At 72.4% G+C, this 24,043-nt stretch carries 20 protein-coding genes; 3 read left to right on the forward strand and 17 right to left on the reverse strand.

Going from position 1 to position 24,043, the window contains the following annotated elements; translation table 11 throughout:
* Nucleotides 1-123 precede the first annotated feature (123 nt).
* Nucleotides 124-1,596, forward strand: coding sequence for an NCS2 family permease (locus tag M3677_RS12135; RefSeq protein WP_209684873.1), 1,473 nt, complete (start codon nucleotides 124-126; stop codon nucleotides 1,594-1,596).
* 148 nt (nucleotides 1,597-1,744) lie between these two features.
* On the opposite strand, the gene M3677_RS12140 is transcribed toward M3677_RS12135, so the two are convergent.
* The 3 genes from M3677_RS12140 to M3677_RS12150 all read right to left on the reverse strand — a co-directional run bounded on the left by M3677_RS12140 (nucleotide 1,745) and on the right by M3677_RS12150 (nucleotide 4,311).
* Nucleotides 1,745-2,224, reverse strand: coding sequence for a hypothetical protein (locus tag M3677_RS12140; RefSeq protein ID WP_066657180.1), 480 nt, complete (start codon nucleotides 2,222-2,224; stop codon nucleotides 1,745-1,747).
* Between the two features lie 249 nt (nucleotides 2,225-2,473).
* Nucleotides 2,474-3,742, reverse strand: a complete 1,269-nt coding sequence (locus M3677_RS12145) for an MFS transporter (RefSeq protein ID WP_251160667.1) — start codon at nucleotides 3,740-3,742, stop codon at nucleotides 2,474-2,476.
* The gene (locus tag M3677_RS12150; RefSeq protein ID WP_251160668.1) at nucleotides 3,739-4,311 is read right to left on the reverse strand and encodes a transcriptional regulator; all 573 of its coding nucleotides are present in this window, start codon (nucleotides 4,309-4,311) and stop codon (nucleotides 3,739-3,741) included. The genes M3677_RS12145 and M3677_RS12150 overlap by 4 nt, the downstream gene beginning before the upstream one ends.
* A 111-nt stretch (nucleotides 4,312-4,422) precedes the next feature.
* Here M3677_RS12150 and M3677_RS12155 point away from each other — a divergent pair, with 111 nt between their 5' ends.
* Nucleotides 4,423-4,938, forward strand: coding sequence for a DUF1697 domain-containing protein (locus M3677_RS12155; protein ID WP_251160669.1), 516 nt, complete (start codon nucleotides 4,423-4,425; stop codon nucleotides 4,936-4,938).
* A gap of 16 nt (nucleotides 4,939-4,954) precedes the next feature.
* On the opposite strand, the gene M3677_RS12160 is transcribed toward M3677_RS12155, so the two are convergent.
* The 3 genes from M3677_RS12160 to M3677_RS12170 form a co-directional block, all read right to left on the reverse strand.
* Entirely contained in the window at nucleotides 4,955-5,722 is a 768-nt protein-coding gene (locus M3677_RS12160) for an SDR family NAD(P)-dependent oxidoreductase (protein WP_066657191.1), read from the reverse strand.
* A 197-nt stretch (nucleotides 5,723-5,919) separates the two neighbouring features.
* A complete protein-coding gene (locus tag M3677_RS12165) occupies nucleotides 5,920-8,430 on the reverse strand; it encodes a glycoside hydrolase family 65 protein (RefSeq protein ID WP_066657193.1) in 2,511 nt (836 codons plus the stop codon).
* Between the two features lie 85 nt (nucleotides 8,431-8,515).
* Entirely contained in the window at nucleotides 8,516-9,277 is a 762-nt protein-coding gene (locus M3677_RS12170; RefSeq protein ID WP_081985144.1) for an HAD family phosphatase, read from the reverse strand.
* Between the two features lie 165 nt (nucleotides 9,278-9,442).
* Between M3677_RS12170 and M3677_RS12175 the strand changes: the two genes are divergently transcribed.
* Entirely contained in the window at nucleotides 9,443-10,792 is a 1,350-nt protein-coding gene (locus tag M3677_RS12175) for an APC family permease (protein ID WP_209684866.1), read from the forward strand.
* Between the two features lie 76 nt (nucleotides 10,793-10,868).
* Here the strand turns inward: M3677_RS12175 and M3677_RS12180 are convergent, their stop codons facing one another.
* The 11 genes from M3677_RS12180 to M3677_RS12230 all read right to left on the reverse strand — a co-directional run bounded on the left by M3677_RS12180 (nucleotide 10,869) and on the right by M3677_RS12230 (nucleotide 23,952).
* A complete protein-coding gene (locus M3677_RS12180; protein ID WP_209684865.1) occupies nucleotides 10,869-11,591 on the reverse strand; it encodes an alpha/beta hydrolase in 723 nt (240 codons plus the stop codon).
* On the reverse strand, nucleotides 11,588-12,718 hold the full coding sequence (locus tag M3677_RS12185; RefSeq protein WP_251160670.1) for a bifunctional GNAT family N-acetyltransferase/class I SAM-dependent methyltransferase: 1,131 nt from the start codon (nucleotides 12,716-12,718) through the stop codon (nucleotides 11,588-11,590). Before M3677_RS12185 ends, M3677_RS12180 begins: the two co-directional genes overlap by 4 nt.
* 61 nt (nucleotides 12,719-12,779) lie before the next feature.
* Nucleotides 12,780-14,915 carry a glycosyltransferase family 39 protein gene (locus M3677_RS12190; protein WP_251160671.1) on the reverse strand — a complete coding sequence of 712 codons (2,136 nt, stop codon included), beginning with the start codon at nucleotides 14,913-14,915 and terminating at the stop codon, nucleotides 12,780-12,782.
* 56 nt (nucleotides 14,916-14,971) lie between these two features.
* Entirely contained in the window at nucleotides 14,972-15,457 is a 486-nt protein-coding gene (locus M3677_RS12195; protein WP_209684862.1) for a GNAT family N-acetyltransferase, read from the reverse strand.
* A complete protein-coding gene (locus M3677_RS12200; protein ID WP_066657202.1) occupies nucleotides 15,444-15,965 on the reverse strand; it encodes a helix-turn-helix domain-containing protein in 522 nt (173 codons plus the stop codon). Before M3677_RS12200 ends, M3677_RS12195 begins: the two co-directional genes overlap by 14 nt.
* An 82-nt stretch (nucleotides 15,966-16,047) precedes the next feature.
* Nucleotides 16,048-16,749 carry a response regulator transcription factor gene (locus tag M3677_RS12205; protein WP_209684860.1) on the reverse strand — a complete coding sequence of 234 codons (702 nt, stop codon included), beginning with the start codon at nucleotides 16,747-16,749 and terminating at the stop codon, nucleotides 16,048-16,050.
* Nucleotides 16,746-19,238: an ATP-binding protein gene (locus M3677_RS12210; RefSeq protein WP_251160672.1), complete on the reverse strand. Its 2,493-nt coding sequence runs from the start codon at nucleotides 19,236-19,238 to the stop codon at nucleotides 16,746-16,748. The genes M3677_RS12205 and M3677_RS12210 overlap by 4 nt, the downstream gene beginning before the upstream one ends.
* Nucleotides 19,239-19,442: 204 nt before the next feature.
* Nucleotides 19,443-20,048 (reverse strand): potassium-transporting ATPase subunit KdpC, encoded by a 606-nt coding sequence (gene kdpC, locus M3677_RS12215; protein ID WP_251160673.1) that lies wholly within the window; start codon nucleotides 20,046-20,048, stop codon nucleotides 19,443-19,445.
* Between the two features lie 3 nt (nucleotides 20,049-20,051).
* On the reverse strand, nucleotides 20,052-22,181 hold the full coding sequence (gene kdpB, locus M3677_RS12220; RefSeq protein WP_251160674.1) for a potassium-transporting ATPase subunit KdpB: 2,130 nt from the start codon (nucleotides 22,179-22,181) through the stop codon (nucleotides 20,052-20,054).
* Entirely contained in the window at nucleotides 22,181-23,863 is a 1,683-nt protein-coding gene (kdpA, locus tag M3677_RS12225; protein WP_251160675.1) for a potassium-transporting ATPase subunit KdpA, read from the reverse strand. The genes kdpB and kdpA overlap by 1 nt, the downstream gene beginning before the upstream one ends.
* Nucleotides 23,863-23,952 carry a potassium-transporting ATPase subunit F gene (locus M3677_RS12230; RefSeq protein ID WP_058729515.1) on the reverse strand — a complete coding sequence of 30 codons (90 nt, stop codon included), beginning with the start codon at nucleotides 23,950-23,952 and terminating at the stop codon, nucleotides 23,863-23,865. The genes kdpA and M3677_RS12230 overlap by 1 nt, the downstream gene beginning before the upstream one ends.
* Between the last annotated feature and the right edge of the window lie 91 nt (nucleotides 23,953-24,043).

Genomic DNA, 24,043 nt, shown 5'->3' on the forward strand with positions numbered 1-24,043 from the left:
GCCGCAGAACGCGGCCGCCTGTCGGACGCACCGTCCCCCGGGTCGGTGACCCGCGCCTCCAGGCCGGTGCCCTGCAGCGACACACGAGCCGCTCGGACTCCCAGCGTTCTGTAAACTCGTTCGGTGAGCGCCCAGCAGACCGACACCCCGCCCCGGAACCGCTTCGCATCCGGCCTCGACCGCTTCTTCTCGATCACGCACCGCGGGTCGAGCATCCCCCGTGAGATCCGTGGTGGTCTCGTCTCCTTCGTGACGATGGCCTACATCGTCATCCTCAACCCGCTGATCCTCGGCGGGTTCAGCCAGGACCAGGCGCCGCAGGACGTCCTCGGCGGCTGGCTGCAGAACGCGCAGGTCGCTGCCGCGACCGGCCTCGTCGCCGGTGTGATGACGATCGCGATGGGCCTCGTCGCGAACCTGCCGTTCGGGATCGCCGCGGGCCTCGGGATCAACTCGTTCCTCGCCGTGAGCGTCGTGCACCAGGTGACCTGGGCCGAGGCGATGGGCCTCGTCGTCATCAACGGTGTGGTGATCGTCATCCTCGCGTTGACCGGCATCCGGACGATGATCTTCACGGCCGTGCCCGCGCAGCTCAAGGCCGCGATCACCGTCGGCATCGGTCTGTTCATCGCGTTCATCGGACTCGTCGACTCGGGGTTCGTCCGCACCACGAAGAACGCCTCGCCGCCGCTGCAGCTCGGTGAGGACGGCTCCGTCGCGGCCCTGCCCACGATCGTGTTCCTGATCGGCCTGGTCATCATCGGCACGCTCATGGCCCGCCGGGTGAAGGGCGCGCTGCTCATCGGCATCATCGGCACCACCGTGATCGCCATCGTCCTGCAGGCGATCTTCAAGGTCCCCACCTCGGTCGACTCCCCCACCGGCTGGAACCTCAACGCCCCCGGCCTGCCGAACGCCCTCTTCGCGCTGCCGGACCTGTCGCTCGTCGGGCACGCCGACGTCTTCGGAGCGTTCACCCGCATCGGCCCGGTCGCCGCGTCGATGCTCGTCTTCACCCTCGTCTTCACGAACTTCTTCGACGCGATGGGCACGATGACCGGGCTCGCGAAGGCCGCCGGTGTCGCGAAGCCCGACGGCACCTTCCCCCGCCTGAAGTCGGCGCTCGTCGTCGAGGGTGCCGGCGCCATCGCCGGTGGTGGCGCCTCGGTGTCGTCGAACACGGTGTTCATCGACTCGGCGTCGGGCATCGGCGAGGGCGCCCGCACGGGCATGGCCTCGGTCGTGACGGGCCTGCTGTTCCTGGCGTCGATGTTCCTCACGCCCCTGACCCAGGTCGTCCCGCTCGAGGTCGCGGCCGCCGGACTCGTCGTCGTCGGTGCGCTCATGGTCGCGCAGGTGAAGGACATCGAGTGGAGTGACTTCGGGGCTGCGCTGCCGGCGTTCCTGACGATCGTCGTGATGCCGCTGACCTACTCGATCGCGAACGGCATCGGCGCCGGCTTCATCAGCTGGGTGCTCATCAAGCTGCTGTCCGGCCGCGGCCGCGAGGTCTCCTGGCTCCTCTACGTCGTCGCGGCGGGCTTCCTGCTGTACTTCGCGCGCGGGCCGCTCGAGGCGCTGCTCGGCGTCGGGTAGCGCGCTCCCGCTTCCGCGTCCCGCGCTTCCCGCGCTCTCCACGAGACGCAACGTGGGCGGTTCTTCGCAGCGACGTTCCGCTGCGAGGGGCCGCCCACGGTGCGTTCCGCGAGAGTGCGTCCGGCTCCTCCGGCCGGGCGGCGCTGGGTCAGTCCCGCAGGTCGGCCGGCTTGGCCTCGTGGCGGCGTCGGCCCGGGGTGCGCCGGTCCTCCTTCATGCCCGCCTCGTACAGGTGGCGCTTGCCGCCGACGAGCTGGTCGCGGGCGGTCTGCTCGAGCTCCTTGGCGAGGGCGTAGTAGTTGTCGTCGTAGTCCTCGACGATCTGGAACGTCCACCGCCCGTCGATGACGTTGCGGCCGACCAGCTCGGTGTCGATCCGCTCGGCGAGCTCGGTGTGGCCGGCCTTCCGGAGCTGTTCGACGGCCTCGCCGAGATTCAGGTCCGCGGTCCCGGTGAGCCGGTGGAACCCGTAGAGCAGGCCCCGTGCGTGCTCGAGCACCTCGAGTGCGGCCGACAGCGTGCCGAGCGCCTCGACCGTCGCCTCGGACACCCCCTCGGGCACCACGTGTGCGTCGTCCGGTCCCTGTCCGTCTGCTGCCTGGCCGTCTGCGTTGCGCTCGTCCGTCATGCTCCTCGTCTACCGGAGCGTCGCTCGGGTCGCTCCGAGCAAGTGCGGGACGGGCTCCTTCGTCGCGTTCGGCTGGTGCGGTCGTGCGCTGGTTCGACTCGCTCGCGCACGACCGCAAGCACGTCGCACCACGGAACTCCGTGGTGCGACGTGCTTCCGGTGGTGCGGCGTGACGACGGACCGCGCCGCCGCGAGCGCCGCGGCCGGCCGCCCCGCGAGCGCTGCCGACCGGCTGGCCGGCCGGCCGGGCTACGGGACCGGGACCGTCGGCGGCACGGCCGCGGGCGCCGTCGCCGTCGGGCGCTCCATGAGCCGCCAGGACCCACCGAGCAGCGGCGACAGCGTGACGATCGTGTAGACCACGGCCACGATCGCGAACGTCCCGGTCACGCCGATGCCGTCCGCAGCGATGCCCCCGAAGAGTCCGCCGAGCGGGATGCCCGCCCACGACCCCGCCGACAGGAGCCCGAACACCCGGGCCCGCATGTGCGACGGGATGCGCTCGAGCTCGACGGCCCCCAGGATCGGGTTGAGCGCGCCCGCCGCGAAGCCCGACAGCACGCACGCGCCGAGCACCCACGGCAGCCCGAGTCCGAGTGCCGGCACCGCGAGCGACGGCCCGCCGGCCAGGACGAAGCACACCACGAACGTGATCCGTCGGGGCACCCGGTGCGCCACGTACCCGAACGCGAGGGACCCGAGGAACGCCGCACCACCGAAGGTCCCGCTGACGATCCCGAGCGACTGCGCGCCGTCGAGCACTCGGTCGGCGTAGAGCGGGAGCAGCGCTGTCGAGCGCGCCGCGTCGAGCAGGTTCGTCACGAGCACGAGCGCGATGACGAGCCGGAAGAGCGGGTCGCGCACGCAGAAGCGCAGCCCGGCGCCGAGGTCGCGCCAGTACCCGGCGGACGGCTCGGCGGCGACCGCGTCGGTCGCGGGAGCGACGACGACACCCCGCAGCGTGACGGCGGCGAGCACCGCTGCCGCCCCGAACACGGCGGCGGTCACGGCCAGTGCGGGCAACGGCCCGACGGCACCCACGAGCAGTCCCGCCGCGGGGGCGCCGAGCAGCACCGAGAAGCGCACCGACGCCTCGAAGTGGCCCACGGCACGCTCGAGCGGGATCCCCGCCGCCGTCGCGAGTCCCGGCAGGAGCACCCGCCGGCCCGACTCCCCCGGGGTGTCGAACAGGCCGCCGAGGAACACGAGCACGAGCAGCGCCCAGGCCGGCAGCCCGACCGTCCACGCCAGGAGCGGGATCGCGACGAGCGTCGCGGCGCTGACCAGGTCGGACGCCACGCTCGACCGGACGAACCCGAAGCGCTCGACGAGCACGCCGCCGAAGGCCCCGCCGAGCACGATCGGGATCGTCGCCGCGAAGGCCGCGATACCGACGTCCGTCGCCGACCCGCCGCGGGACAGCACCACGAACGGCACGGCGATCGTCGTCGCGACGTTCCCGGTCCGCGAGACCACCTGGACGGCGAGCAGCGACCGCAGCCGCCAGTGCGCGTTCACGGGCGCGCCGACCGGTAGCTCTGGACGACCGCGGTGACCCGCTCGGAGCCGTCACCGGGTTCGTGCTCGGCGCTCCGCGCCTCCCACCGGTCGAGGACGCCCTGCAGCTCCGACCCGAGGGCACGCAGCTCGTCGACCGTCAGCCGGAGGGTCCGGTCGCCGCTGTTCGACGCCGCGACCCACTCGCGACCGAAGGCCGGGACGTGGTCGAGGAACGCCGTGTACTCGTCGGCGTACGCCTGCGCGACGGTCCGGTCGAGCGCGGTGCCGGCGATCATCCGGTCGGGGTCGTCGAAGCCGTCCGCGAGGTCCCACGACGTGTGCTGCGCGACCGCCCGCCACCAGCGCTCACGTCGGTCGGTGCCGAGCTCGGGTGCGGGTTCGATGAAGCCGGCGTCGGCCAGGCGCTTGCAGTGGTAGCTGATCGTCCCCGGTGCCTCGTCGACCTGCTCGCCGAGCATCGCCGCGGTCTGCGGGCCACCGGTCCGGAGCAGCCCGACGAGCCGCAGCCGGGTCGGGTGGGCGAGCGCGCGCATCTGCGCCGCGTCGTCGAGTCGCTGCACGTCCATGGCTCGACCATAGGTGCACAACACGTCTTGTGCAACGTTTCTTGCGCAATGATCGTTGCGGATCAGTCGGGAGGCTCGCCCCACCGCCGCCGGGCAGGCTACGGTTCCGGCATGGCCAGGTGGGTCGCGCTGCTGCGTGGGGTGAACGTCAACGGGATCACGATCCGGAACGCCGAGCTCGCGGCGCTGTTCGGGGGCCTCGGGTACACCGACGTGCGGACGGTGCTCGCCTCGGGCAACGTCGTGTTCACGGCACCGGGCGACGCGTCGACCGTGCAGACCGCCGTCGAGCAGGCCCTGCGGGACCGCTTCGGGTACGACGCCCGGATCGTCCTCGTCCCGCACGAGCGACTCACCGAGGTCGTCGACGGCTTCCCGTTCGACTCCGCCCCCGACCGGCACGACCACGTCGTCTTCGGCTCCGACGACGCCGCCCTCGACGGCCTGGTCGCCGACCTGTCGCTCGACGACGGTGTCGAGCGGGTGGCCCGGGGCGACGGTGTCGTCTACTGGTCCTGCCCGAAGGGCTCGAGCACCGACACCGCGTTCGCGAAGCGGGCCGCCGCCGCGCGCTTCCGGCGCACGACGACGACCCGCAACACGAACACCCTGCGCAAGCTGCTCTGAGCCGCGCGTCGGACGGTCAGGACTGCGCGGGCTGCCCGTTGCTCGCGGTCGTCCCGCCGTCGACCGGCAGGATCGCTCCCGTGATGTAGGACGCAGCGTCGCTGGCCAGGAACAGGACCGCTGCAGCGACCTCCTCCGAGCGCCCGCCGCGACCGAGCGAGACACGCTCCGCGAACGCGTGCTGGAGCTCCTCGTCCTCGGCCTGCTGCTGGGTCATGTCCGTCCAGATGAGGCCCGGCGCGACCGCGTTCACCCGGACACCGAACTGCCCGTTGTCGAGCGCCGCGGCCTTCGTGAAGTTCGAGACGCCGCCCTTCGCCGCGTTGTACGGACTCATCCGCCAGTCGGCGTCCATCCCGGAGACCGATGACGTGTTCACGACCGACCCCTTGGTCTCCCGCAGGAACGGCAGCGCCGCCCGCGTGCCGTAGAACACGCTCGACAGATCGGTCTCGATGACCCGGTGCCACTCGTCGGGCTCGATGTCGGTGATGTCGCCGGAGGTGAAGGTGCCGGCGTTGTTCACGAGCACGTCGACGCGGTCCCACCGATCCACCGCGCCGGACACGATCGTCTCCCACGCCGCCGGGTCGGCCACGTCGGCCTGCAGCGCGACCGCACGACCGGTCGGCAGGCTGTCGGCGACGGCACGGACCTTGTCCTCGACACTGTCGACGAGCAGCACGGCAGCTCCCTCGTCGACGAACGCCCGCGCGGTGGCCTCGCCGATGCCCGACCCGGCTCCCGTGACGATCGCGACCTTGCCCTCGAACCGCTTGTCCATGTGTGTCTCCTCTCGATGCACTGCTCGTGCCGCAGGAGACGCCGTCGGCCCGGGGGCACGGACGACCACGGTGCCCGCACCCGCCTGGGCGCGTGTGCAGGCGGGACGGAGGCGGCACCGGTGCCGGTGTGGAGGGTACGGAGACGACGGGAGGCGCGGCGCGGGGCGGACCCGCACCGCGCCTCCCGGCCGGACGATCAGGCGGTGGTCTCGTCGAGGTCGAGGTTCCGGTCCAGCGAGATCATCGGGATCGACGCCGTGATGACGGAGCCGTCCGCCCGGAGCGTGCCCTGGATGTCGCTCGTGGTGGGCGCGTGCCCGCTCATCCGCGGCCCGTGGTGGGCGAGCGGCACGACCGTCGGCGCCCCCGCGGTGACGTCCCACTGCTGGTTGTGCACCCACGCGGTGAAGCCCTCGCCGGTCTCCACCGTGAAGGTCATCGCGTCCTCTTCCAGGTCGACCCGGACGCGCGAGCCGTGCACCTGGATGCGGTAGGTCAGGCGCTCCCAGTCCTTCGGCAGGCGCGGGTTGAACGTCATCCGGCCACCGTGGTCGCGCATGCCGCCGAAGCCGTTCACGAGCGCACCCCAGATGCCGCCCGTCGACGCGATGTGCACGCCGTCCGCGGTGTTGCCGTGCAGGTCGGCGAGGTCGACGTAGAGCGCCGTCAGGAAGTACTGCGCCGCCAGGTCGTGGTACCCGACCTCGGCCGCCATGATCGACTGGACCACGGCGGAGAGCGTCGAGTCACCGGTCGTCAGGGCGTCGTAGTAGTCGAAGTCGCGACGCTTCTCGGCCGCGGTGAACTCGTGGCCCTGCAGGAACAGCGCGAGCACGACGTCGGCCTGCTTGAGCACCTGGAACCGGTAGATCACCAGCGGGTGGTAGTGCAGCAGCAGCGGCCGCTTGGACTCGGGCGTGTTCTCGAGGTCCCAGAGCTCCTTGTCGAGGAACTGGGCGTCCTGCGGGTGGATGCCGCGGTGCGGGTCGAACGGGATCTCCATCGACTCGGCGGCGTGCTCCCACTCGGTGACCTCGTCGTCGACGAGCCCGGTGCGCCGGACCATGCGGCCGTACTCCTCCGGGTCGTCGGTCGCGAGCTGCCGGCAGGCGTTCACCGCGAACCACAGGTTGGCCCGCGCCATCACGTTCGTGTAGAGGTTGTCGTCGACGACCGTCGTGTACTCGTCGGGCCCGGTGACCCCGTCGATGTGGAACTTCCGGTCGCCGTTCGACCGCCAGAAGCCCAGGTCGGACCACAGGCGGGCGGTCTCGACCAGGATGTCGATCGCCCCGCGCTTCAGGAAGTCGGTGTCGCCCGAGGCCCGCACGTACTGCATGAGCGCATGGGCGATGTCCGCATCGATGTGGTACTGCGCGGTGCCGGCCGCGTAGTACGCGCTCGACTCCTCGCCGTTGATCGTCCGCCACGGGAAGAGCGCCCCGCGCTGGTTCAGCTCCCGCGCCCGCGACCGAGCGGCGTCGAGCATGTTGTAGCGGAAGCGCAGCGCGTTCCGCGCGACGATCGGCGCCGTGTACGACAGGAACGGCAGGACGTAGATCTCCATGTCCCAGAAGTAGTGACCGCCGTACCCGGAGCCCGTGACGCCCTTCGCCGCGATGCCGTGTCCGTCGGTGCGGGCGGTGGCCTGCGCGAGCATGAACAGGTTCCACCGGACCGCCTGCTGGATCGCGGGCTGCCCCGGGATCTCGACGTCGCTGCGCGTCCAGTAGTCGTCCATCCACGCACGCTGCTTGGCGAAGGTCTCCTCGACCGTCTCGGCGCGCGCACGGTCGAGCGTCCGCTCGCACCGGTCGGCGAGCTCCCGCGCCGGCACCCCGCGGGACGTGTGGTAGACCATGTGCTTCACGAGTCGGATCGGCACCCCGGCGCGGGCCTGCACGCGGTAGACGTGCTTCGCGAGGTCGTCCTCGATCGACGACGCCTCGTCCCACGAGTTCTCGGTCTCCAGGTGGTGCTCGACACCGACGCAGATCGTCATGCCCGAGCTCGACGCCTGGTAGCCGAGCAGCGAACGGCCGCCCGTGCTGCGCTTGAGCTTCGGCTCGAGCACCCGCTCGGTGAACGCCTCGGCCTTGCGGGGGTCGAAGGCGTTCGCCGCAGCCCGCATGCCCGCGTGGTACTCGTCCTGCACGTCCTGCCGGTTGAGGATCTGGCTCGACAGCAGGATCGAGGCGTCCCCGTCGAGCACGGTGACCTCGTAGTCGATGACGGCGAGGTGCCGGTCGGTGAAGGACACGAGTCGACGGGCACGGATGAGCACGCGCTTGCCGGACGGCGTCGACCACTCGGTCTCGCGGTACAGGTAGCCGCCGCGGAACTCGAGCCGACGGGTGTGCCGCAGGATGTCGGCCTCGGCCAGGACCAGCGGCTCGTCGTCGACGTACAACCGGATGACCTTGGCGTCGGGCGCGTTGATGATCGTCTGCCCGGTCTTGGCGAAGCCGAAGGCGTCCTCGGCGTGCCGGATCGGCCAGGTCTCGTGGAACCCGTTGACGTACGTGCCGTACTGCACGCCGCCGCGGCCCTCGTCGAGGTTGCCGCGCAGGCCGAGGTAGCCGTTGCCGACCGCGAAGTTCGTCTCCGCGACGCCCTGCTCGTCCGGGGCGTACTCGGTCTCGACGAGCGCCCACTCGTCGACCGGGTAGCGGACGCGGTCGAGGGGGTCGGAGGTGATGGGGTTCATGGCGTGTGCTCCGTGGGAGGGAGGAGTCGTGCGGTGGTCGGACGGTCTGGCCACGCCGTCGGGGCCGTTCCGGTGGGACGGGAGGCTAGCTGGTGCGCGGGGCCGGGAGCTGGTCGACGAGTTCGGCGAGGTCCTGGACCACGACGTCCGCGCCGTGCTCGCGCAGCGCGTCGGCTCCGGCGCCGCGGTCCACGCCGACGACGAGCCCGAAGGCGCCGTTCCGACCGGCCTCGACCCCGCTCGTGGCGTCCTCGACGACGACGCACTCGGCCGGGGCCAGCCCGAAGCGCCCGGCGGCGTCGAGGTAGGTGTCCGGCGCGGGCTTGCCGGCGAGGCCGTCCTGACGCGCGACCAGGCCGTCGACGACCACCGGGAAGTGGTCGAGGATGCCCGCCGTGCGCAGGACCTGCGTCGCGTTCGCCGAGCTCGACACGACGGCGACCTGCATGCCGGCGGCGATCGCGGCGACGAGGAACCGGAGCGACCCGGGGTACGGCTCGACGCCGTGCTCGGTCAGCTCGGCCGTGAACTCGGCGTTCTTGCGGTTGCCGAGCGCGCACACGGTGTCGCTCCCGGGGGCGTCGTCCGGCGCGCCCTGCGGGAGCTCGATGCCCCGGGACGCGAGCAACGAACGGACCCCGTCGTAGCGGGGCTTGCCGTCGATGTGGTCGAAGTAGTCCTGCTCCGTGTACGGCGCAGCGCCGTGCTCGGACAGGAACGACGTGAACAGGCGGCTCCACGCGCGCATGTGCACGTCGGCGGTGGGCGTCAGCACGCCGTCCAGGTCGAACAGGAGTGCCCGCGTGTCGGCGAGTCGTGCGGGCGTGCGCCGGTCCGGCATCGTCATCGGAGTTCCTCTGGTCTCGGTGGTCGGTTCGGCTCCGATCGAGTCTAGGACCGCCCCGGCTCGGACGCTCAGGCTCGGGAGGACCCGTGTCGACCGCGCCGAGCGGACCTTCCGGGAGCGCTCGGACCGCTCCCCGTCGAGGTTGGGCGTGACGGAAGGCACCACATGAGCACCACCACGACGGCCCAGGACGGCTCGGGCTCGAAGCTCAAGCAGGCGATCACCGGCCCGCTCCTGTTCCTCTTCATCCTCGGCGACGTGCTCGGCGCCGGCATCTACGCCCTCATGGGCACCCTGTCGAAGGACGTCGGCGGCGCGCTCTGGGCACCACTGGTCCTCGCGCTGCTCCTGGCCCTGCTGACCGCGGGCTCGTACGCCGAGCTCGTGACGAAGTACCCGAAGGCCGGTGGCGCCGCTGTGTTCGCCGAGCGGGCGTACCGGACGCCGATCGTGTCGTTCCTCGTCGGCTTCAGCATGCTCGCCGCCGGTGTCACGAGCGCCGCGGGGCTCTCGCTGGCGTTCGCGGGCGACTACCTCGGCACCTTCGTGGACCTGCCGCCGGTGCCGACGGCGATCGTGTTCCTCGCACTCGTCGCCTGCCTGAACGCCCGGGGCATCTCCGACTCGCTGCGCAGCAACGTCGTCATGACGATCATCGAGGTCTCCGGCCTGGTCATCGTCATCGTGGTCGTCGCGGTCATGCTGGGCGGTGGCGGCGGCGACGTCTCGCGCATCGGCGCCTTCCCCGCCGAGGCGAACCCCGCACTCGCGACCCTGAGCGCCGCGATCGTCGCCTACTACTCGTTCGTCGGCTTCGAGACCTCGGCGAACATCGCCGAGGAGGTCCGCGACGTCCGTCGCATCTACCCCCGCGCGCTGTTCGGGTCCCTCGCCGCCGCCGGCGTCGTCTACGTGCTCGTCGCGCTCGCGAGCTCGATCGCCCTGCCGGCCTCGGAGCTGTCCGGGTCGAGCGGCCCCCTGCTGGCCGTCGTGTCGGCGACCGGCGTGCCGATCCCCGACTGGGTGTTCAGCCTCATCGCCCTGGTCGCCGTCGCGAACGGCGCGCTCCTCACGATGATCATGGCGAGCCGCGTCACGTACGGCATGGCGGAGCAGCGGCTCCTGCCCGCCCTGCTCGCGAAGGTCCTGCCGAACCGGAAGACCCCGTGGGTCGCCATCGTCGCGACCACCGTCGTCGCGATGCTCCTGACGCTCGTCGGTGACGTCGGAACCCTCGCCGAGACCGTCGTGCTCCTGCTGCTGTTCGTCTTCATCAGCACGAACGTCGCCGTGCTGGTGCTGCGGAAGGACAGGGTCGAGCACGACCACTTCCGTGTGTGGACGTGGGTGCCGGTGCTCGGGGTGGCGTCCTGCATCCTGCTGCTCACGCAGCAGAGCGGGCAGGTCTGGCTGTACGCCGCCCTGCTGCTGGCCGTGGGCGTGGTGCTGTACTTCGTCGCCCGTGCGACGGGCCGCCGGACCGGTCGCGACCACGAGGCGGGCCGCATCCACTGATCACTCCCCGATCAGCCGACGGTCTGGAGGCTCGGTGCCGGCTGGCACCGAGCCTCCGGTCTGTCGTGTGGTCGCGTCAGCCCAGGGTGCGCACCCAGTCCTGGACGGCCGCGCTGATCTGCGCCCGCGCGTCCTCGCGTGAGATCGTCGCCGTGCGGTCGCCGGGCTGGTCGCCGTAGGCGCCGAAGTCGGCGTGGTTCGCACCCTCGATCTCGACCATCCGCGCCGTGGAGGGGAGCTCGTCGCGGGCAGCGGCGACCTTCTCCGGCGTCGAGAGGCCGTCGCGAGAGCCGGAAACGCTGAGGACCTGGACGTACGAACGAGCGATGTCGTTGGCGCAGTAGCTGCCGAGCAGCAGCAGACCGTCCGCGTCCTGCGCGAGCTGGCACGCGCGGACGCCGCCGAGCGAGTGGCCGCCGACCGCCCAGGTGCGGACACCGGGTGCGTGCGCCTCGAAGGTCGCCAACGGGCGGGTGTCGAAGAACGCCAGGTTCAGCGTCGGCTTCGTGATGACGACGGTGGTGCCCGAGGCGACGACCTGGCGGAAGGTCGCCAGGTACGCGTAGGGGTCGACCTTCGCGCCCGGGATGAAGACGATGCCCTTGCCGTCGTCGCTGCCCGTCGGGGTCATCACGACGCTGTCGCCCACGTCGCGCACGGCCACACGGTCGTCCCGCCAGACCTGCAGCGCAGCGCTCCTGGTGCCCTGCATGACGATGTTCGCGTACACGAGGAAGACCACCGCGAGCAGCACCACCACGGTGACGACCCAGGCGGTCCATCGGAGTGCTCGGTTCACGGTCGGTCCTCCTCGTCGGGCCGGTCCTCGTCGGGCTGGTCCTCCTCGGGCCGACGGGCCGTCACGGTCAGCCAGCGCTCCTCGGCGCCGGGGCGGGTGGTCTCACGGACCCGGACGTCGTGCCACCCGGCGGTCGTGACGGCTGCCGCGAGGGCGTCCTCGTCCCAGTAGGTGAACCAGCGGGGGTCGTCGAGCTTCCGGTCGCTCCAGCCGTCACCCTGGCCGTCACCGTCGCCCCGCTTCACCGTCGCCGCGAGGACGCCACCGGGGCGGACCGCCCGGCGCGCGCGCTCGAGCACGGCGGGGGTGTCCGACCGCGCGACGTGCAGGAGGACCGCGTTCGCGACGACGGCGTCGTACGGGCCGCCCCAGCCGTCGCGGCGGACGTCGAGCACGCGGGCCTCGTGGCCGGCGGCGCGGAGCCGGTCGACGAACGCCGTGGTGCCGTCGGTCCGGTCGACACGGAGGCCCGCTGCCTCGAGCGCGTCCGCGTCCCGACCTGGGCCGGAGCCGAGTTCCAGGACTTGGGCGCCGCCGGGCACGAGGCCGAGCAGGTCGTCGACGAGTCCCGCGCGGTGGCCGTCGGTCCGTTCCGTCCAGCGGTCGGCGCCGCGCTCGTACGCGAGGAGCGTGCGCTCGGCGCTGAGGTCGCGGCGCATCACGGTCTCGGTCCGGCCGTCCGGAAGCCGGTCACCGGGGGTGTCCGTCGCGCTGAACCCGATGCGCTCGTACGCCCGGCGTGCGCGGTCGTTGTCCGGCATCACCGAGAGCTCGAGGTGTTCGGTCCCCTGCACGACGAGCACGCGGGCGACCTCGTCGACGAGGCGTGCGACGAGCCCCCGACCGCGGGCGCCCGGCGCGACCCACATCGAGATCAGCTCGGCCAGCGCGAGGTCGTCCGGGTCGGGGACCCCGCTCGCCATCCCGACGGTGTCGCCCTCCTCGACCGCGAGCAGGTCGACCGCGCCCGGCAGCGACAACCGGGTGCGCCAGCGGTGTTCCGGAGCGTCCTGCCAGTCCTCGAGGCGGGAGCCGAACGCCTGCGGCGCGTCGGTGAGGGCGGCGAGGCGGACCGGGCGCCAGACGGCCCAGTCCTCGGCGGTCACCCGGCGCAGCTCGATGGTCACGGATCGACGGTACCGCCCGCTCGTGTCCGGGGGACGCGGGCGGTACCGGCGGTGTCCGTGGTCAGGACGCCGGCGTGAGGTCGTACATCGTCACGCCGTCGACCGTCGTCGGCTCGTAGTGCGCGGCGACCCACTCGGCGATCTCGGCTGCGGCATCGCTCCCGCTGCTGCTGGTGCTGGTGCTGGTGCTGCCACCGACGAACCAGTGCACCTTCCCCGCGGCGACGAGAGCCCGGAACTCCGCCAGGGTCGGGGCCGGGTCGGTGCCGTTGTAGCCGCCGATCGCCATCACGGGGTCGCCCGTCGCGAGCTGGTACGTGGCGGCGCTGTTCGACCCGACGGTCGCGGCGGCCCAGGTGTACTCGTCGGCGTCCGCGGACAGCGCGGCGACGACCTCGTCGGACACCTCGGTCGAACCGCCGAGCAGGTTCGTGCCGCCGCCGGGGGCGTTCGTGCGGCCGTCGGTGCCGCCTGCGGTCCCCGGGCCGTTCGCGTTCTGGCTCGTCCCGTTCTGGCGCGTCCCGTTCTGGCCGGTCGCGTTCTGGCCGGTCCCGTTCTGGCCGCCCGGTGCTCCGCCGGGGCCGCCCTGACCGCCGGGCGCTCCCTGACCGCCGGGCGCTCCCTGGCCGCCGGGGCCACCCTGACCACCGGGCGCGCCGCCGCGACCCCCGCCGAACCCGCTCGTCGTGACGCTCGGCCCGGCCGACGGGAGCGCACCCGTGTGCCCGACCGTGGTGGTCTGCACCGAGAACGCCGTCGGCCCGAGCAGCGCCGCGACGAGCACGGTCGCCACCGTCGCCCCCGCGAGGCCCCGACCGCGCGGCGGCAGCAGGACGAGGACGGTCCCGACGACGGCCGCGACGAGGACCACCCACCGGATCCACGGTTGCCACGACGACGCCTGGGACAGCAGCGCGGACGACCACGCTCCGGAGAGTGCGACGACGCCGGCGGCGACGGTGCGCCAGGCGAGCACCGCGCGGCGCTGCCACAGGAGCCCGGTGCCGATGCCGACCACGCCCGCGATGTACGGCGCGAGCGCCACCGTGTAGTACGGGTGGAAGATCCCGCCCATGAAGCTGAAGACCAGCCCGGTGACGAGCAACGAGCCGCCGAGCACCAGCACGGTCGCGAGCCGCGGGTCACGGCGGCGACGGACCCCGAGCGCCACGACGGACACGACGAGCAGCACGAGCGCGGTCGGCAGCAGCCAGGTCACCTGCGTGCCGAACTCCGAGCCGAACAGCCGGGTCAGGCCGGTCGAGCCCCACGACCCCGCCCCGGTCGTCCCGCCGGGCACGACGCTCCCCGTCTCGTCGCCCGTGACCCGGCCGAGCCCGTTGTAGCCGAAGGTCAGCTCGAGGAAGCTGTTCGTCTGCGACCCGCCGACGTACGGCCGAGCCGAGGCCGGCACGAGTTCGACGATCGCGACCCACCACCCGGCGGAGACCACCACGGCGAGCGCCGCCGCGGACAGGTGCCCGATCCGCCGGAGCACCGGGCGGGGCGACGCGAGGAGGTACACCCCGACCAGGGGCGGCAGCACGAGGAACGCCTGCAGCTGCTTCGTCAGGAAGCCGAGCCCGACGAGCACGCCGGCCCAGACGACCCACCGCATCCGCCCGGACTCGATCCCGCGCAGCGTCAGGGCGATCGCCCCGACGGTGAGCAGCACGAGCAGGGCGTCCGGGTTGTCGTAGCGGAACATGAGGGTCGCGACCGGGGTCGTGGCCAGGACCGCACCCGCGGTCAGGGCGGCACCGGCCGGGAACCGGCGCCGGACGATCCGGTACAGGACCGCCACCGACGCGACGCCCATCAACGCCTGCGGCACGAGGATCGACCACGAGTTCAGCCCGAACAACCGGACGGAGATGCCGATCACCCAGAGGAACGCCGGCGGCTTGTCGACCGTGATCGCGTTCGCTGCGTCGGAGGAGCCGTAGAAGAACGCCTCCCAGCTCTGGCTCCCCGCCTGCACCGCTGCCGAGTAGAACGCGTTCGCCCAGCCGTTCACGCCGAGGTTCACGACGTAGAGGACAGCGGTCACCAGCAGCAGCCCGAGGAACGCGGGGCGCTCCCACCGCGCGGTGTCCGCACGGCCGCGGACGAGACCGACCAGGCGGTCGCGGACGCCGTGCGGACGGATGGGTGGCGGGAGCAGGCGCGGGCGCTCGGCGGGGATCGTCTGGGTCATGCCCCCGAGGGTGCGATCCCGACGTGCGCGGATCGTCGGCGCAGCCTTGGACGCCCCTAAGGGACCGGTACGGGCGGGACCAGCAGCCGGCTCCACGCGACCTCGTCCCCGAGCTGCCCGGTTGCGCGGAACAGCTCGACCTGCGTCGTGCCGGCGAGCACGGTCGCGAGCTCCGCGCGATCGGCCGGCGCGAAGCCGAGGCCCTGCCAGAACGGCCCGGACCGCCGACTGAACAACCACGCCCGTCGCGCCCCGCCCGCCGTCGCCTCCGCCATCGCGAACCGAGCGAGCGCCGCACCGCGACCCGAGCCGCGCAGCGCCGGTCCGACGGCGACGCTGCGGAGGAGGGCGTGCCTCCCGTCCGGCCCGGTCTCGTACCCGGTGGTACCGACGACGGCGCCGCCCGGACCACGGAGCGCCCAGAGCCGGACGCCCGGGTCCGACAGCCCCGCGACCGTCAGGTCGCACGCCGACAGGAAGGCGTGCACCTCGTCGACGTCGTCCGGCCCGACGCGGACCGGCGTCGGCTCAGCGAGCGGCACGGACCGGCACGTCGGTCGCCGACGACAGCGGCCAGCGCCGGTCGAGCCAGGGGCCGAGCACCGAGTCGAGCAGGAACCGTCCGGCCAACCGCCCGACCGCCCAGTACGCCCCGACGAGCAGGAACACCAGCGGGGACCACACGTGCAGGACGAGGAGCAGGACCGCGAGGATCCCGAAGGCGATCCCGACCGCGGAGTACAGCGACCAGAACCCGCCGACGAACCGGTCACGCGCGGCCTGCTCCGACGCCGCCGCAGCCGCGGCGGCCTCGGTCCGCTCGTCGAGCCCGCGCACGCCCGGCTCCAGCTCCGCGGGGTCGTCCTGCGCGAAGAGCTCCCGCACCGGGACCTCGAGTGCACGGGCGATCGCGGACAGGGTCTCGAGGCTCGCGTCGTTCCCGCCCTCGAGTCGTTGCACGGTCCGGACGGCCACGCCGCTCGCCTCGGCCAGCCGTTCCTGGGTCCAGCCGCGCTCACGTCGGAGGGTGGCGATCCGCATCTCGTTCATGGTGCCGAGCCTAGGAACGCCCGGGGCGACAGCACCACGACACGGACACGACACGCACCCGCCAGTGCCCCGTCACGGCCCGTCAGACCCCGCTCGGGTCGAACCGGTACCCCATGCCCGACTCGGTCACGAGGAACCGCGGGTGCGACGGCTCGGGCTCGAGCTTCCGCCGCAGCTGCGCCATGTAGAGCCGCAGGTACCCGGAGTCGTTGCCGTGCGTCGGACCCCACACCTCGGTCAGGAGCATCTCGCGGGTCATCAGCCGCCCGGGGTTCGTGACGAGGACCTCGAGCAGCCGCCACTCGGTCGGGGTGAGCCGGATCGCGGGGCCGGTCGGCGGGGTGACCTGCTTCGCGACGAGGTCGACGACCAGATCGCCGATCGTCACCGTCGGCGTGACCCCCGCGGTCGCCGCGGCCGACGCCTGCCGCCGTCCGAGGGCTCGGAGTCGGGCGAGCAGCTCGTCCATCTGGAACGGCTTCGTCACGTAGTCGTCCGCTCCGGCGTCGAGCGCGTCGACCTTGTCCGACGAGTCGGTCCGCCCGGAGAGCACGAGCACCGGCACCTGCGACCACGCACGGATGCCCTCGAGCACCCCGATGCCGTCGAGTCGGGGCATGCCGAGGTCGAGCATGACGATGTCGGGGCGCTCGGTGATCACGGCGTCGATGGCGGCCCGACCGTCACGGGCGGTGGCGACGTCGTACCCGCGCGCGGCGAGCGTGACGGACAGGGCGCGGACGAGCTGTGCGTCGTCGTCGGCGATGAGGACCTTCGTGCTCACTTGACATCCACTCCCAGGTGTCCGGCGATCGGCAGCCGCACGACGACGGTGAGCCCGCCGCCCGGGGTGTCGTCGACCTCGATGGTGCCGCCCATGCCCTCGGTGAACCCGCGGGCGAGGGCCAGCCCGAGGCCGAGGCCGGTCTCGTTGTCGGTGTCCCCGAGCCGCTGGAAGGGCTGGAACACCTCGCCGCGGCGGTCCTCGGGGATGCCGGGTCCGTGGTCGGCGACACGCAGCTCGACCCCGCCGCCGAAGGCGCTGGCGGCGACCCGGACCCGGGTGCCCTCCGGCGCGTAGCGCTGCGCGTTCGCGAGCAGGTTGACGACGACGCGCTGCAGGAGCACCGGGTCGGCGAGGACCGGCGGCAGGTCGGCGGGCAGGTCGAGGTCGACGTCGCCCGGCCCGAGTTCGAGCTCGTCGAGCGCGGGGGCGACGACCGTCTCGAGCGCGGTGGGCAGCGGGGTGACGGCGAGCACCCCGGCCTGGACTCGGCTGACGTCGAGCAGGTCGGCCAGCAGGACCGCCAGCTGACCGAGGCTCTCGTCGGCGGTGGCGAGCAGTGCCTCCCGGTCGGGTGCCGACAGCTGGATGTCGGACGCCCGCAGCGTCTGCACGGCGGCGGAGGCCGCCGCGATCGGCCGGCGCACGTCGTGGCCGACGGCCGCGAGGATGGCGCTCCGTACCCGGTCGGCCGCCGCGATCCGCTCGGCGTCGACTGCGGTGCGGGTGAGTCGGCGGTGCTCGACCGCGGCGTCGAGCTGCTGCTCGACGACGCGCAGCAGCCGGCGCTGGGTCGGGTCGTCGGGAGCGCCGGAGAACTCCAGGACGGCGCCGGACGGGAGGCTCGTGGTCGCGTCCGGCCCGTCGGCGAACGTCCCCGACGTGGCCGGGACCTCGTCGCCCTGCCGGATCCGCACGCCGGTGAACCCGAACGCCTCGCGGGTGCGGTCGAGGAGCGCCTGCAGGGCGTCGTCGCCGCGGAGGACGCTGCCGGCGATCCCGACGAGCAGCCCGGACTCGGCCGCCGCGCGACGGGCGGCTCGACTGCGGCGGGCGGACCGGTCGACCACGAAGCTGACCAGGACGGCACTGATCACGTACATCACGAGGGCCACCAGGTGCCACGGTTGCTGGACGGTGACCATGTAGAGGGGTTGCACGAAGAAGTAGTCGAGGCTCAGGCCGGAGAGCACCGCGGTGAAGACCGCCGGCCACATCCCGCCGGTCAGGGCGACGACGAGCACGAGCAGTTGGTACGACAGCACGTCGACCGTGATCGAGTCGGGGTCGCTGCCGAGCGACAGCAGCCAGGTCAGCAGCGGGCCGAGCAGCAGCGAGACCGCGAACGCCGCGGCGATCCGGCCGCGCGAGAGGCTGCCGCCGAGCTTCGGCAGGGCGAACCCGCCGCCGGCGCGCTCGTGCGTGACGACGTGCACGTCGATGTCGCCGGACTCACGGACCACCGTGTTGCCGATGCCCGGCCCGGTCAGTGCGGCGGCGAGGCGGCTGCGACGGCTGACGCCGATCACGATCTGGGTCGCGTCGACCGACTTCGCGAAGCGCACGAGGGTGCTCGGCACGTCGTCGCCGACCACCTGGTGGTACGTCCCGCCGAGCTGCTCGAGCAGGGCGCGCTGCTTGCCGAGCGCGCCGGGGTGGCGCTCGCGCAGCCCGTCGTTCGTCGTGACGTGCACGGCCGCGAGCTCTCCACCGGCACTGCGGGCGGCGATGCGGGCACCGCGGCGCAGCAGGGTCTCGCCCTCGGGACCGCCGGTCAACGCGACGAGGACGCGCTCTCGGGTCTCCCACCGGTGGTCGATGCCGTGCTCGGCGCGGTAGGCCTTGAGCGCGTCGTCGACCTCGTCGGCGAGCCAGAGCAGGGCGATCTCGCGGAGCGCGGTGAGGTTGCCGAGGCGGAAGTAGTTCGAGAGCGCCGCGTCGATGCGAGCGGCCGGGTAGACCAGCCCGTCCGAGAGCCGTTCGCGCAGGGACGCCGGCGACAGGTCGACGACCTCGATCTGGTCGGCGGCGCGGACCACGGTGTCGGGGACGGTCTCGCGCTGCACCGTGCCGGTGATCTCGCGGACGACGTCGCCGAGGGACTGCATGTGCTGGATGTTCACGGTCGAGATGACGCTGATGCCGGCGGCGAGGAGCTCCTCGACGTCCTGCCAGCGCTTCTCGTTCGGGCTGCCCGGGGCGTTCGTGTGCGCGAGTTCGTCGACGAGGGCGACGTCGGGTGCCCGTGCCACGACCGCGTCGAGGTCCATGTCGTCGAGTGCGACGCCGCGGTGCTCGACGACGCGGCGGGGCACGAGCTCGAGACCGTCGACCAGGGCTGCGGTGGCGGCTCGCTCGTGGGTCTCGACGACGGCGACGACGACGTCCCGGCCCTCGGCACGCAGCCGGTGGCCCTCCTCGAGCATCGTGTACGTCTTGCCGACACCCGGAGCGGCGCCGAGCAGCACCCGGAGTTTCCCGCGCTTCACGTGCTCATCCTCCCGCGGTTCGGTGTGGTGTGGTGGTGGTGGTGCGTGGTGCGACGTGCTGCCGAACAACCGGAAGCACGTCGCACCACGCGGTTCCGCGGCGCGAGGTGCTTCCGGTTGTGCTGGCGGCTCCGCCCTCGGGCCGGACCGGGCCGGCCACGGCCAGGCCGAGCCTGACCGGCCGGACCGGCCGGCCGGCCGGCGTCAGCGTTCGGCGGCCAGGGCCAGGTTCAGCTCGAGGACGTTCACGACCGGCTCGCCGAGGAACCCGACCTGCCGGGACTCGGTGTGCTGCTCGACGAGCGTGCGGACCGTCGACTCCGACAGACCCCGGGCGTCGGCCACCCGGGCCGCCTGCTGCAGCGCGTACTCCGGGCTGATGTCCGGGTCGAGCCCCGAGCCCGAGGCGGTGACCGCGTCGGCGGGCACGTCGGCAGCGCTGACCCCGTCGGCCTCCGCCACGGCGGCCCGCCGCTCCTCGATGCTCTTGAGCAGGTCGGGGTTGTTCGGCCCGAGGTTCGAGCCGGACGAGGCGTTCGCGTCGTAGCCGTCCTCGCCCGCGGCACTCGGACGCGACTGGAACCAGCGGTCGGCCCGGGCCCCCGCGAAGGACTGCCCGATCAGGGACGAGCCGACGACCTTCCCGGAGGAGTCGGTGACCATCGAGCCGTTCGCCTGGTCGTGGAAGGCCGCCTGCCCGACGCCCCACACCGCGAGCGGGTAGGCGACGCCGAGGACGACGGTGGACAGCAGGGCGAGACGGATCGCCACACCGGTGGAACGGAGGAAGGAGCGTGATGAGGAAGCCATGGTCTAGAACCCCGGGATGAGACCGACCACGAGGTCGATCAGCTTGATACCGATGAAGGGGACGATGACGCCGCCCAGCCCGTACACGAGCAGGTTGCGTCCGAGGACGGACGATGCCGAGGCGGCGCGGTAGCGCACACCCCGCAGCGAGAGCGGGATGAGCGCCACGATGACGAGCGCGTTGAACACGACGGCCGACAGGATCGCCGACGCCGGGCTGTGCAGCCCCATGACGTTGAGCGCCGCGAGGCCGGGGAACGCCGCCTGGAACATCGCCGGGATGATCGCGAAGTACTTCGCGACGTCGTTGGCGATCGAGAACGTGGTGAGCGCTCCGCGGGTGATGAGCAGCTGCTTCCCGATCCGGACGACGTCGATGAGCTTCGTCGGGTCGGAGTCGAGGTCGACCATGTTGCCGGCCTCCTTCGCAGCGGTCGTGCCGGTGTTCATCGCGACGCCGACGTCGGCCTGTGCCAGGGCGGGGGCGTCGTTCGTGCCGTCACCGGTCATCGCGACGAGGTTCCCGCCCTCCTGTTCCTTCCGGATGTAGGCGAGCTTGTCCTCGGGCGTGGCTTCGGCGAGGAAGTCGTCGACGCCGGCCTCGGCGGCGATCGCGGCCGCGGTGCGGGGGTTGTCGCCGGTGATCATCACCGTGCGGATGCCCATCGACCGCAGCTCCGCGAAGCGCTCGGCCATGCCGTCCTTCACGACGTCCTTCAGGTGCACGACCCCGAGCAGGTCGACGGCGCCCGAGGCCGAGCGGCGGCCGACGACGAGCGGCGTCCCGCCCTGGTCGGAGATCTCGGCGACCGCGGTGTCGACCGCGGCGACCACGGCGGCGTCGGCAGACCCCGCCCAGGCGAGCACGGCGGCCGCTGCACCCTTGCGGATCTGCGATCCGTCGGCCAGGTCGAGCCCGGACATGCGGGTCTGCGCGGTGAAGGGCACCTCGAGCGCACCCGCCGGGGTGCCGGGCGTGATGCCGTCCTGCTCGGCGAGCGTGACGATGGAGCGGCCCTCCGGCGTGCTGTCCGCGGCGCTCGACAGGGCTGCGGCCTCCATGAGCGTCGCGACCGTGACGCCCGGGACGGGCACCACGCGCGATGCCTGCCGGTTGCCGTACGTGATCGTGCCGGTCTTGTCGAGGAGCAGCGTGGTGATGTCCCCGGCCGCCTCGACCGCGCGCCCGGACATCGCGAGCACGTTGTGCTGCACGAGCCGGTCCATGCCGGCGATCCCGATCGCCGAGAGCAGCGCGCCGATGGTGGTCGGGATGAGGCAGACGAGCAGGGCGATGAGCACCGGCACGCTGACGGTCGCACCGACCAAACCGGCGATCGGCTGCATCGTCAGGCAGACGATCACGAAGACGATCGACAGCGAGGCGAGCAGGATGTTCAGCGCGATCTCGTTCGGCGTCTTCTGCCGCGCGGCACCCTCGACGAGCCGGATCATCCGGTCGATGAAGGTCTCGCCGGGCGTCGAGGTGATGCGCACGACGATACGGTCGGACAGCACCCGCGTCCCACCGGTGACGGCGCTGCGGTCGCCACCGGACTCGCGGATGACGGGCGCCGACTCGCCCGTGACCGCGGACTCGTCGACGCTGGCGATGCCCTCGACCACGTCACCGTCGCCGGGGATGACCTCGCCGGCGACGACCACCACGACGTCGCCCTTCGCGAGGTCCACCGAGGCGACCTCCTCGGTGTCGTTCGACAGCGCGGCGGCGTCGGACGCATCCCATCGCAGCACCCGGCGGGCGCTGGTCGTCGAGCGGGTCTTCCGCAGGGTGTCGGCCTGCGCCTTGCCCCGGCCCTCGGCGACGGCCTCGGCCAGGTTCGCGAAGACGACGGTCAGCCAGAGCCACACCGCGATCGCGGCGGTGAACACCGACGGCTCGACGAACGCGGTCACGGTGGTGAGCGCGGCGCCGACCTCGACGATGAACATGACGGGGTTGCGCCACATCAGGCGCGGGTCGAGCTTGCGGAGGGCGCCCGGGAGGCCCGCCGCCAGTTGACGGGGACCGAACGCGGACGATCGGGTGACCGGCCGGGAGGCACTGCTCGCCTCCGGCGCGCTGGTCACGGTGGACGAGGGGGTCGGGGTGGACACGGGTTCGGTTCCCATCAGGAGAGGGCCTCCGCGAGCGGGCCCAGGGCGAGCACGGGGAAGTAGGTGAGTGCGGTGACGATCACGGCGACGGCACCGAGCAGGCCGATGAACAGCGGCCGGTGCGTCGGCAGGGTGCCGACGGTCGCGGGCACCTTGTCCTGTGCGGCCAGGGACCCGGCGAGCGCCAGCACGAGCGCGATCGGGATGAACCGGCCGAGCAGCATCACGACGCCGAGCGCCGAGTTCATCCACGTGGTGTTCGCGGTGAGACCGCCGAACGCCGAGCCGTTGTTGTTCGCGCCGGAGGTGAAGGCGTAGAGCAGCTCGGACAGCCCGTGGTTGCCGGGGTTGAAGATGCTCGTGCCGAGGACCTGCTCACGGACACCCGGGATCACCAGGGAGAGTCCGGTGCCGAGCAGCACCAGGGTCGGCGTGACGAGGATGTACAGCGCCGCGAAGGTCATCTCACGGGCGCGGATCTTCTTGCCGAGGTACTCCGGGGTCCGGCCGACGAGCAGTCCGCCGATGAACACCGTGATCACGGCGAGCACGAGCATGCCGTACAGGCCGGAGCCGACGCCGCCGGGGCTGATCTCGCCGAGCATCATGTTGAGGAGCGCCATCATCCCGCCGATCGGCGTGAAGCTGTCGAACATGCCGTTCACGGCGCCCGTCGACGTGGCGGTCGAGGTCGTTCCGAAGAGCGTCGTGCCGAGGATGCCGAAGCGCATCTCCTTGCCCTCCATCGCCGCACCGGCCGCCTGCGTGGCGCTGCCGCCTCCCGCCAGCTCGGCGATCGACATCACCGAGAGCGACACGAGGAAGATCGCGCCCATCACGGCGAGGATCGCGTACCCCTGGCGGTCGTCACCGACGAGCCGCCCGAACGTGCGGGGCAGCGAGAACGGGATGACGAGCATGAGGAAGACCTCGACGAGGTTCGTCCACGCCTGCGGGTTCTCGAACGGGTGCGCCGAGTTCGCGTTGAAGTAGCCGCCGCCGTTCGTGCCGAGCTCCTTGATCGCCTCCTGCGACGCGACGAAGCCGTCGGGGATGTGCTGGGTGCCACCCGCGAGCGTGGTGATGTCCGTGCCGCTGCCCCACGACTGCACGACGCCGCCGGCGACCAGGACGATCGCGAAGACGAACGCCCCGGGGAGCAGGAGCCGGCCGGTGCCGCGGACGACGTCGACCCAGACGTTGCCGAGCGTGCCGCTCCTCCGCCGTGCGAACCCGCGCACCAGGGCCACGGCGACCGCGAGCCCGACCGCGGCGGACAGGAAGTTCTGCACCGCGAGCCCTGCCATCTGCACGGAGTACCCCACGGTGGCGTCGGGCGAGTACGACTGCCAGTTGGTGTTCGCGACGAAGGACGCGGCGGTGTTGAACGCGAGCGACGGGCCGACGTTCGGCAGCCCGAGGTCACCGGGCAGCACGACCTGGATGCGCTGCAGCAGGTAGACGAGCAGCACGCCGACGGCGCTGAAGAGCAGCACGCCGCGTAGGTACGCGGGCCAGGACTGCTCGGCGTCGGGGTCCACACCGATCACGCGGTAGACGCCGCGCTCGATGCGGGCGTGCTCCGTGGGCGTGTAGACACGCGCCATCCAGTCACCGACCGGGCGGTACGCGACCACGAGGAGCAGGACGAGGGTGGCGACCTGGGCGATCCCGGCCCAGGTGTCGGCAGCGCTCATCAGAACCGCTCCGGGTGCACGAGCGCCCACACGAGGTAGACGACCGAGGCGATGCCGAGGACGGCGGCGGCGATGGTGACGACGATCACAGCCGCTCCACCCCCTTGGCGATGAGTGCCACGACACCGAACACGGCGAGGACACCGGCGACGACGAAGACGTCGAACACGAAGGACTCCG

Source organism: Curtobacterium sp. P97 (genome assembly GCF_023712445.1).
Lineage (GTDB): Bacteria > Actinomycetota > Actinomycetes > Actinomycetales > Microbacteriaceae > Curtobacterium.

Bases quoted from the DNA above. Each gene is read 5' to 3' on its own strand.
- M3677_RS12140 (WP_066657180.1), bottom strand. From the start codon at position 2,224: ATGACGGACGAGCGCAACGCAGACGGCCAGGCAGCAGACGGACAGGGA.
- M3677_RS12150 (WP_251160668.1), bottom strand. From the start codon at position 4,311: ATGGACGTGCAGCGACTCGACGACGCGGCGCAGATGCGCGCGCTCGCC.
- M3677_RS12155 (WP_251160669.1), top strand. From the start codon at position 4,423: ATGGCCAGGTGGGTCGCGCTGCTGCGTGGGGTGAACGTCAACGGGATC.
- M3677_RS12160 (WP_066657191.1), bottom strand. From the start codon at position 5,722: ATGGACAAGCGGTTCGAGGGCAAGGTCGCGATCGTCACGGGAGCCGGG.
- M3677_RS12165 (WP_066657193.1), bottom strand. From the start codon at position 8,430: ATGAACCCCATCACCTCCGACCCCCTCGACCGCGTCCGCTACCCGGTC.
- M3677_RS12170 (WP_081985144.1), bottom strand. From the start codon at position 9,277: ATGACGATGCCGGACCGGCGCACGCCCGCACGACTCGCCGACACGCGG.
- M3677_RS12175 (WP_209684866.1), top strand. From the start codon at position 9,443: ATGAGCACCACCACGACGGCCCAGGACGGCTCGGGCTCGAAGCTCAAG.
- M3677_RS12190 (WP_251160671.1), bottom strand. From the start codon at position 14,915: ATGACCCAGACGATCCCCGCCGAGCGCCCGCGCCTGCTCCCGCCACCC.
- M3677_RS12200 (WP_066657202.1), bottom strand. From the start codon at position 15,965: ATGAACGAGATGCGGATCGCCACCCTCCGACGTGAGCGCGGCTGGACC.
- kdpC (WP_251160673.1), bottom strand. From the start codon at position 20,048: ATGGCTTCCTCATCACGCTCCTTCCTCCGTTCCACCGGTGTGGCGATC.
- kdpB (WP_251160674.1), bottom strand. From the start codon at position 22,181: ATGGGAACCGAACCCGTGTCCACCCCGACCCCCTCGTCCACCGTGACC.
- kdpA (WP_251160675.1), bottom strand. From the start codon at position 23,863: ATGAGCGCTGCCGACACCTGGGCCGGGATCGCCCAGGTCGCCACCCTC.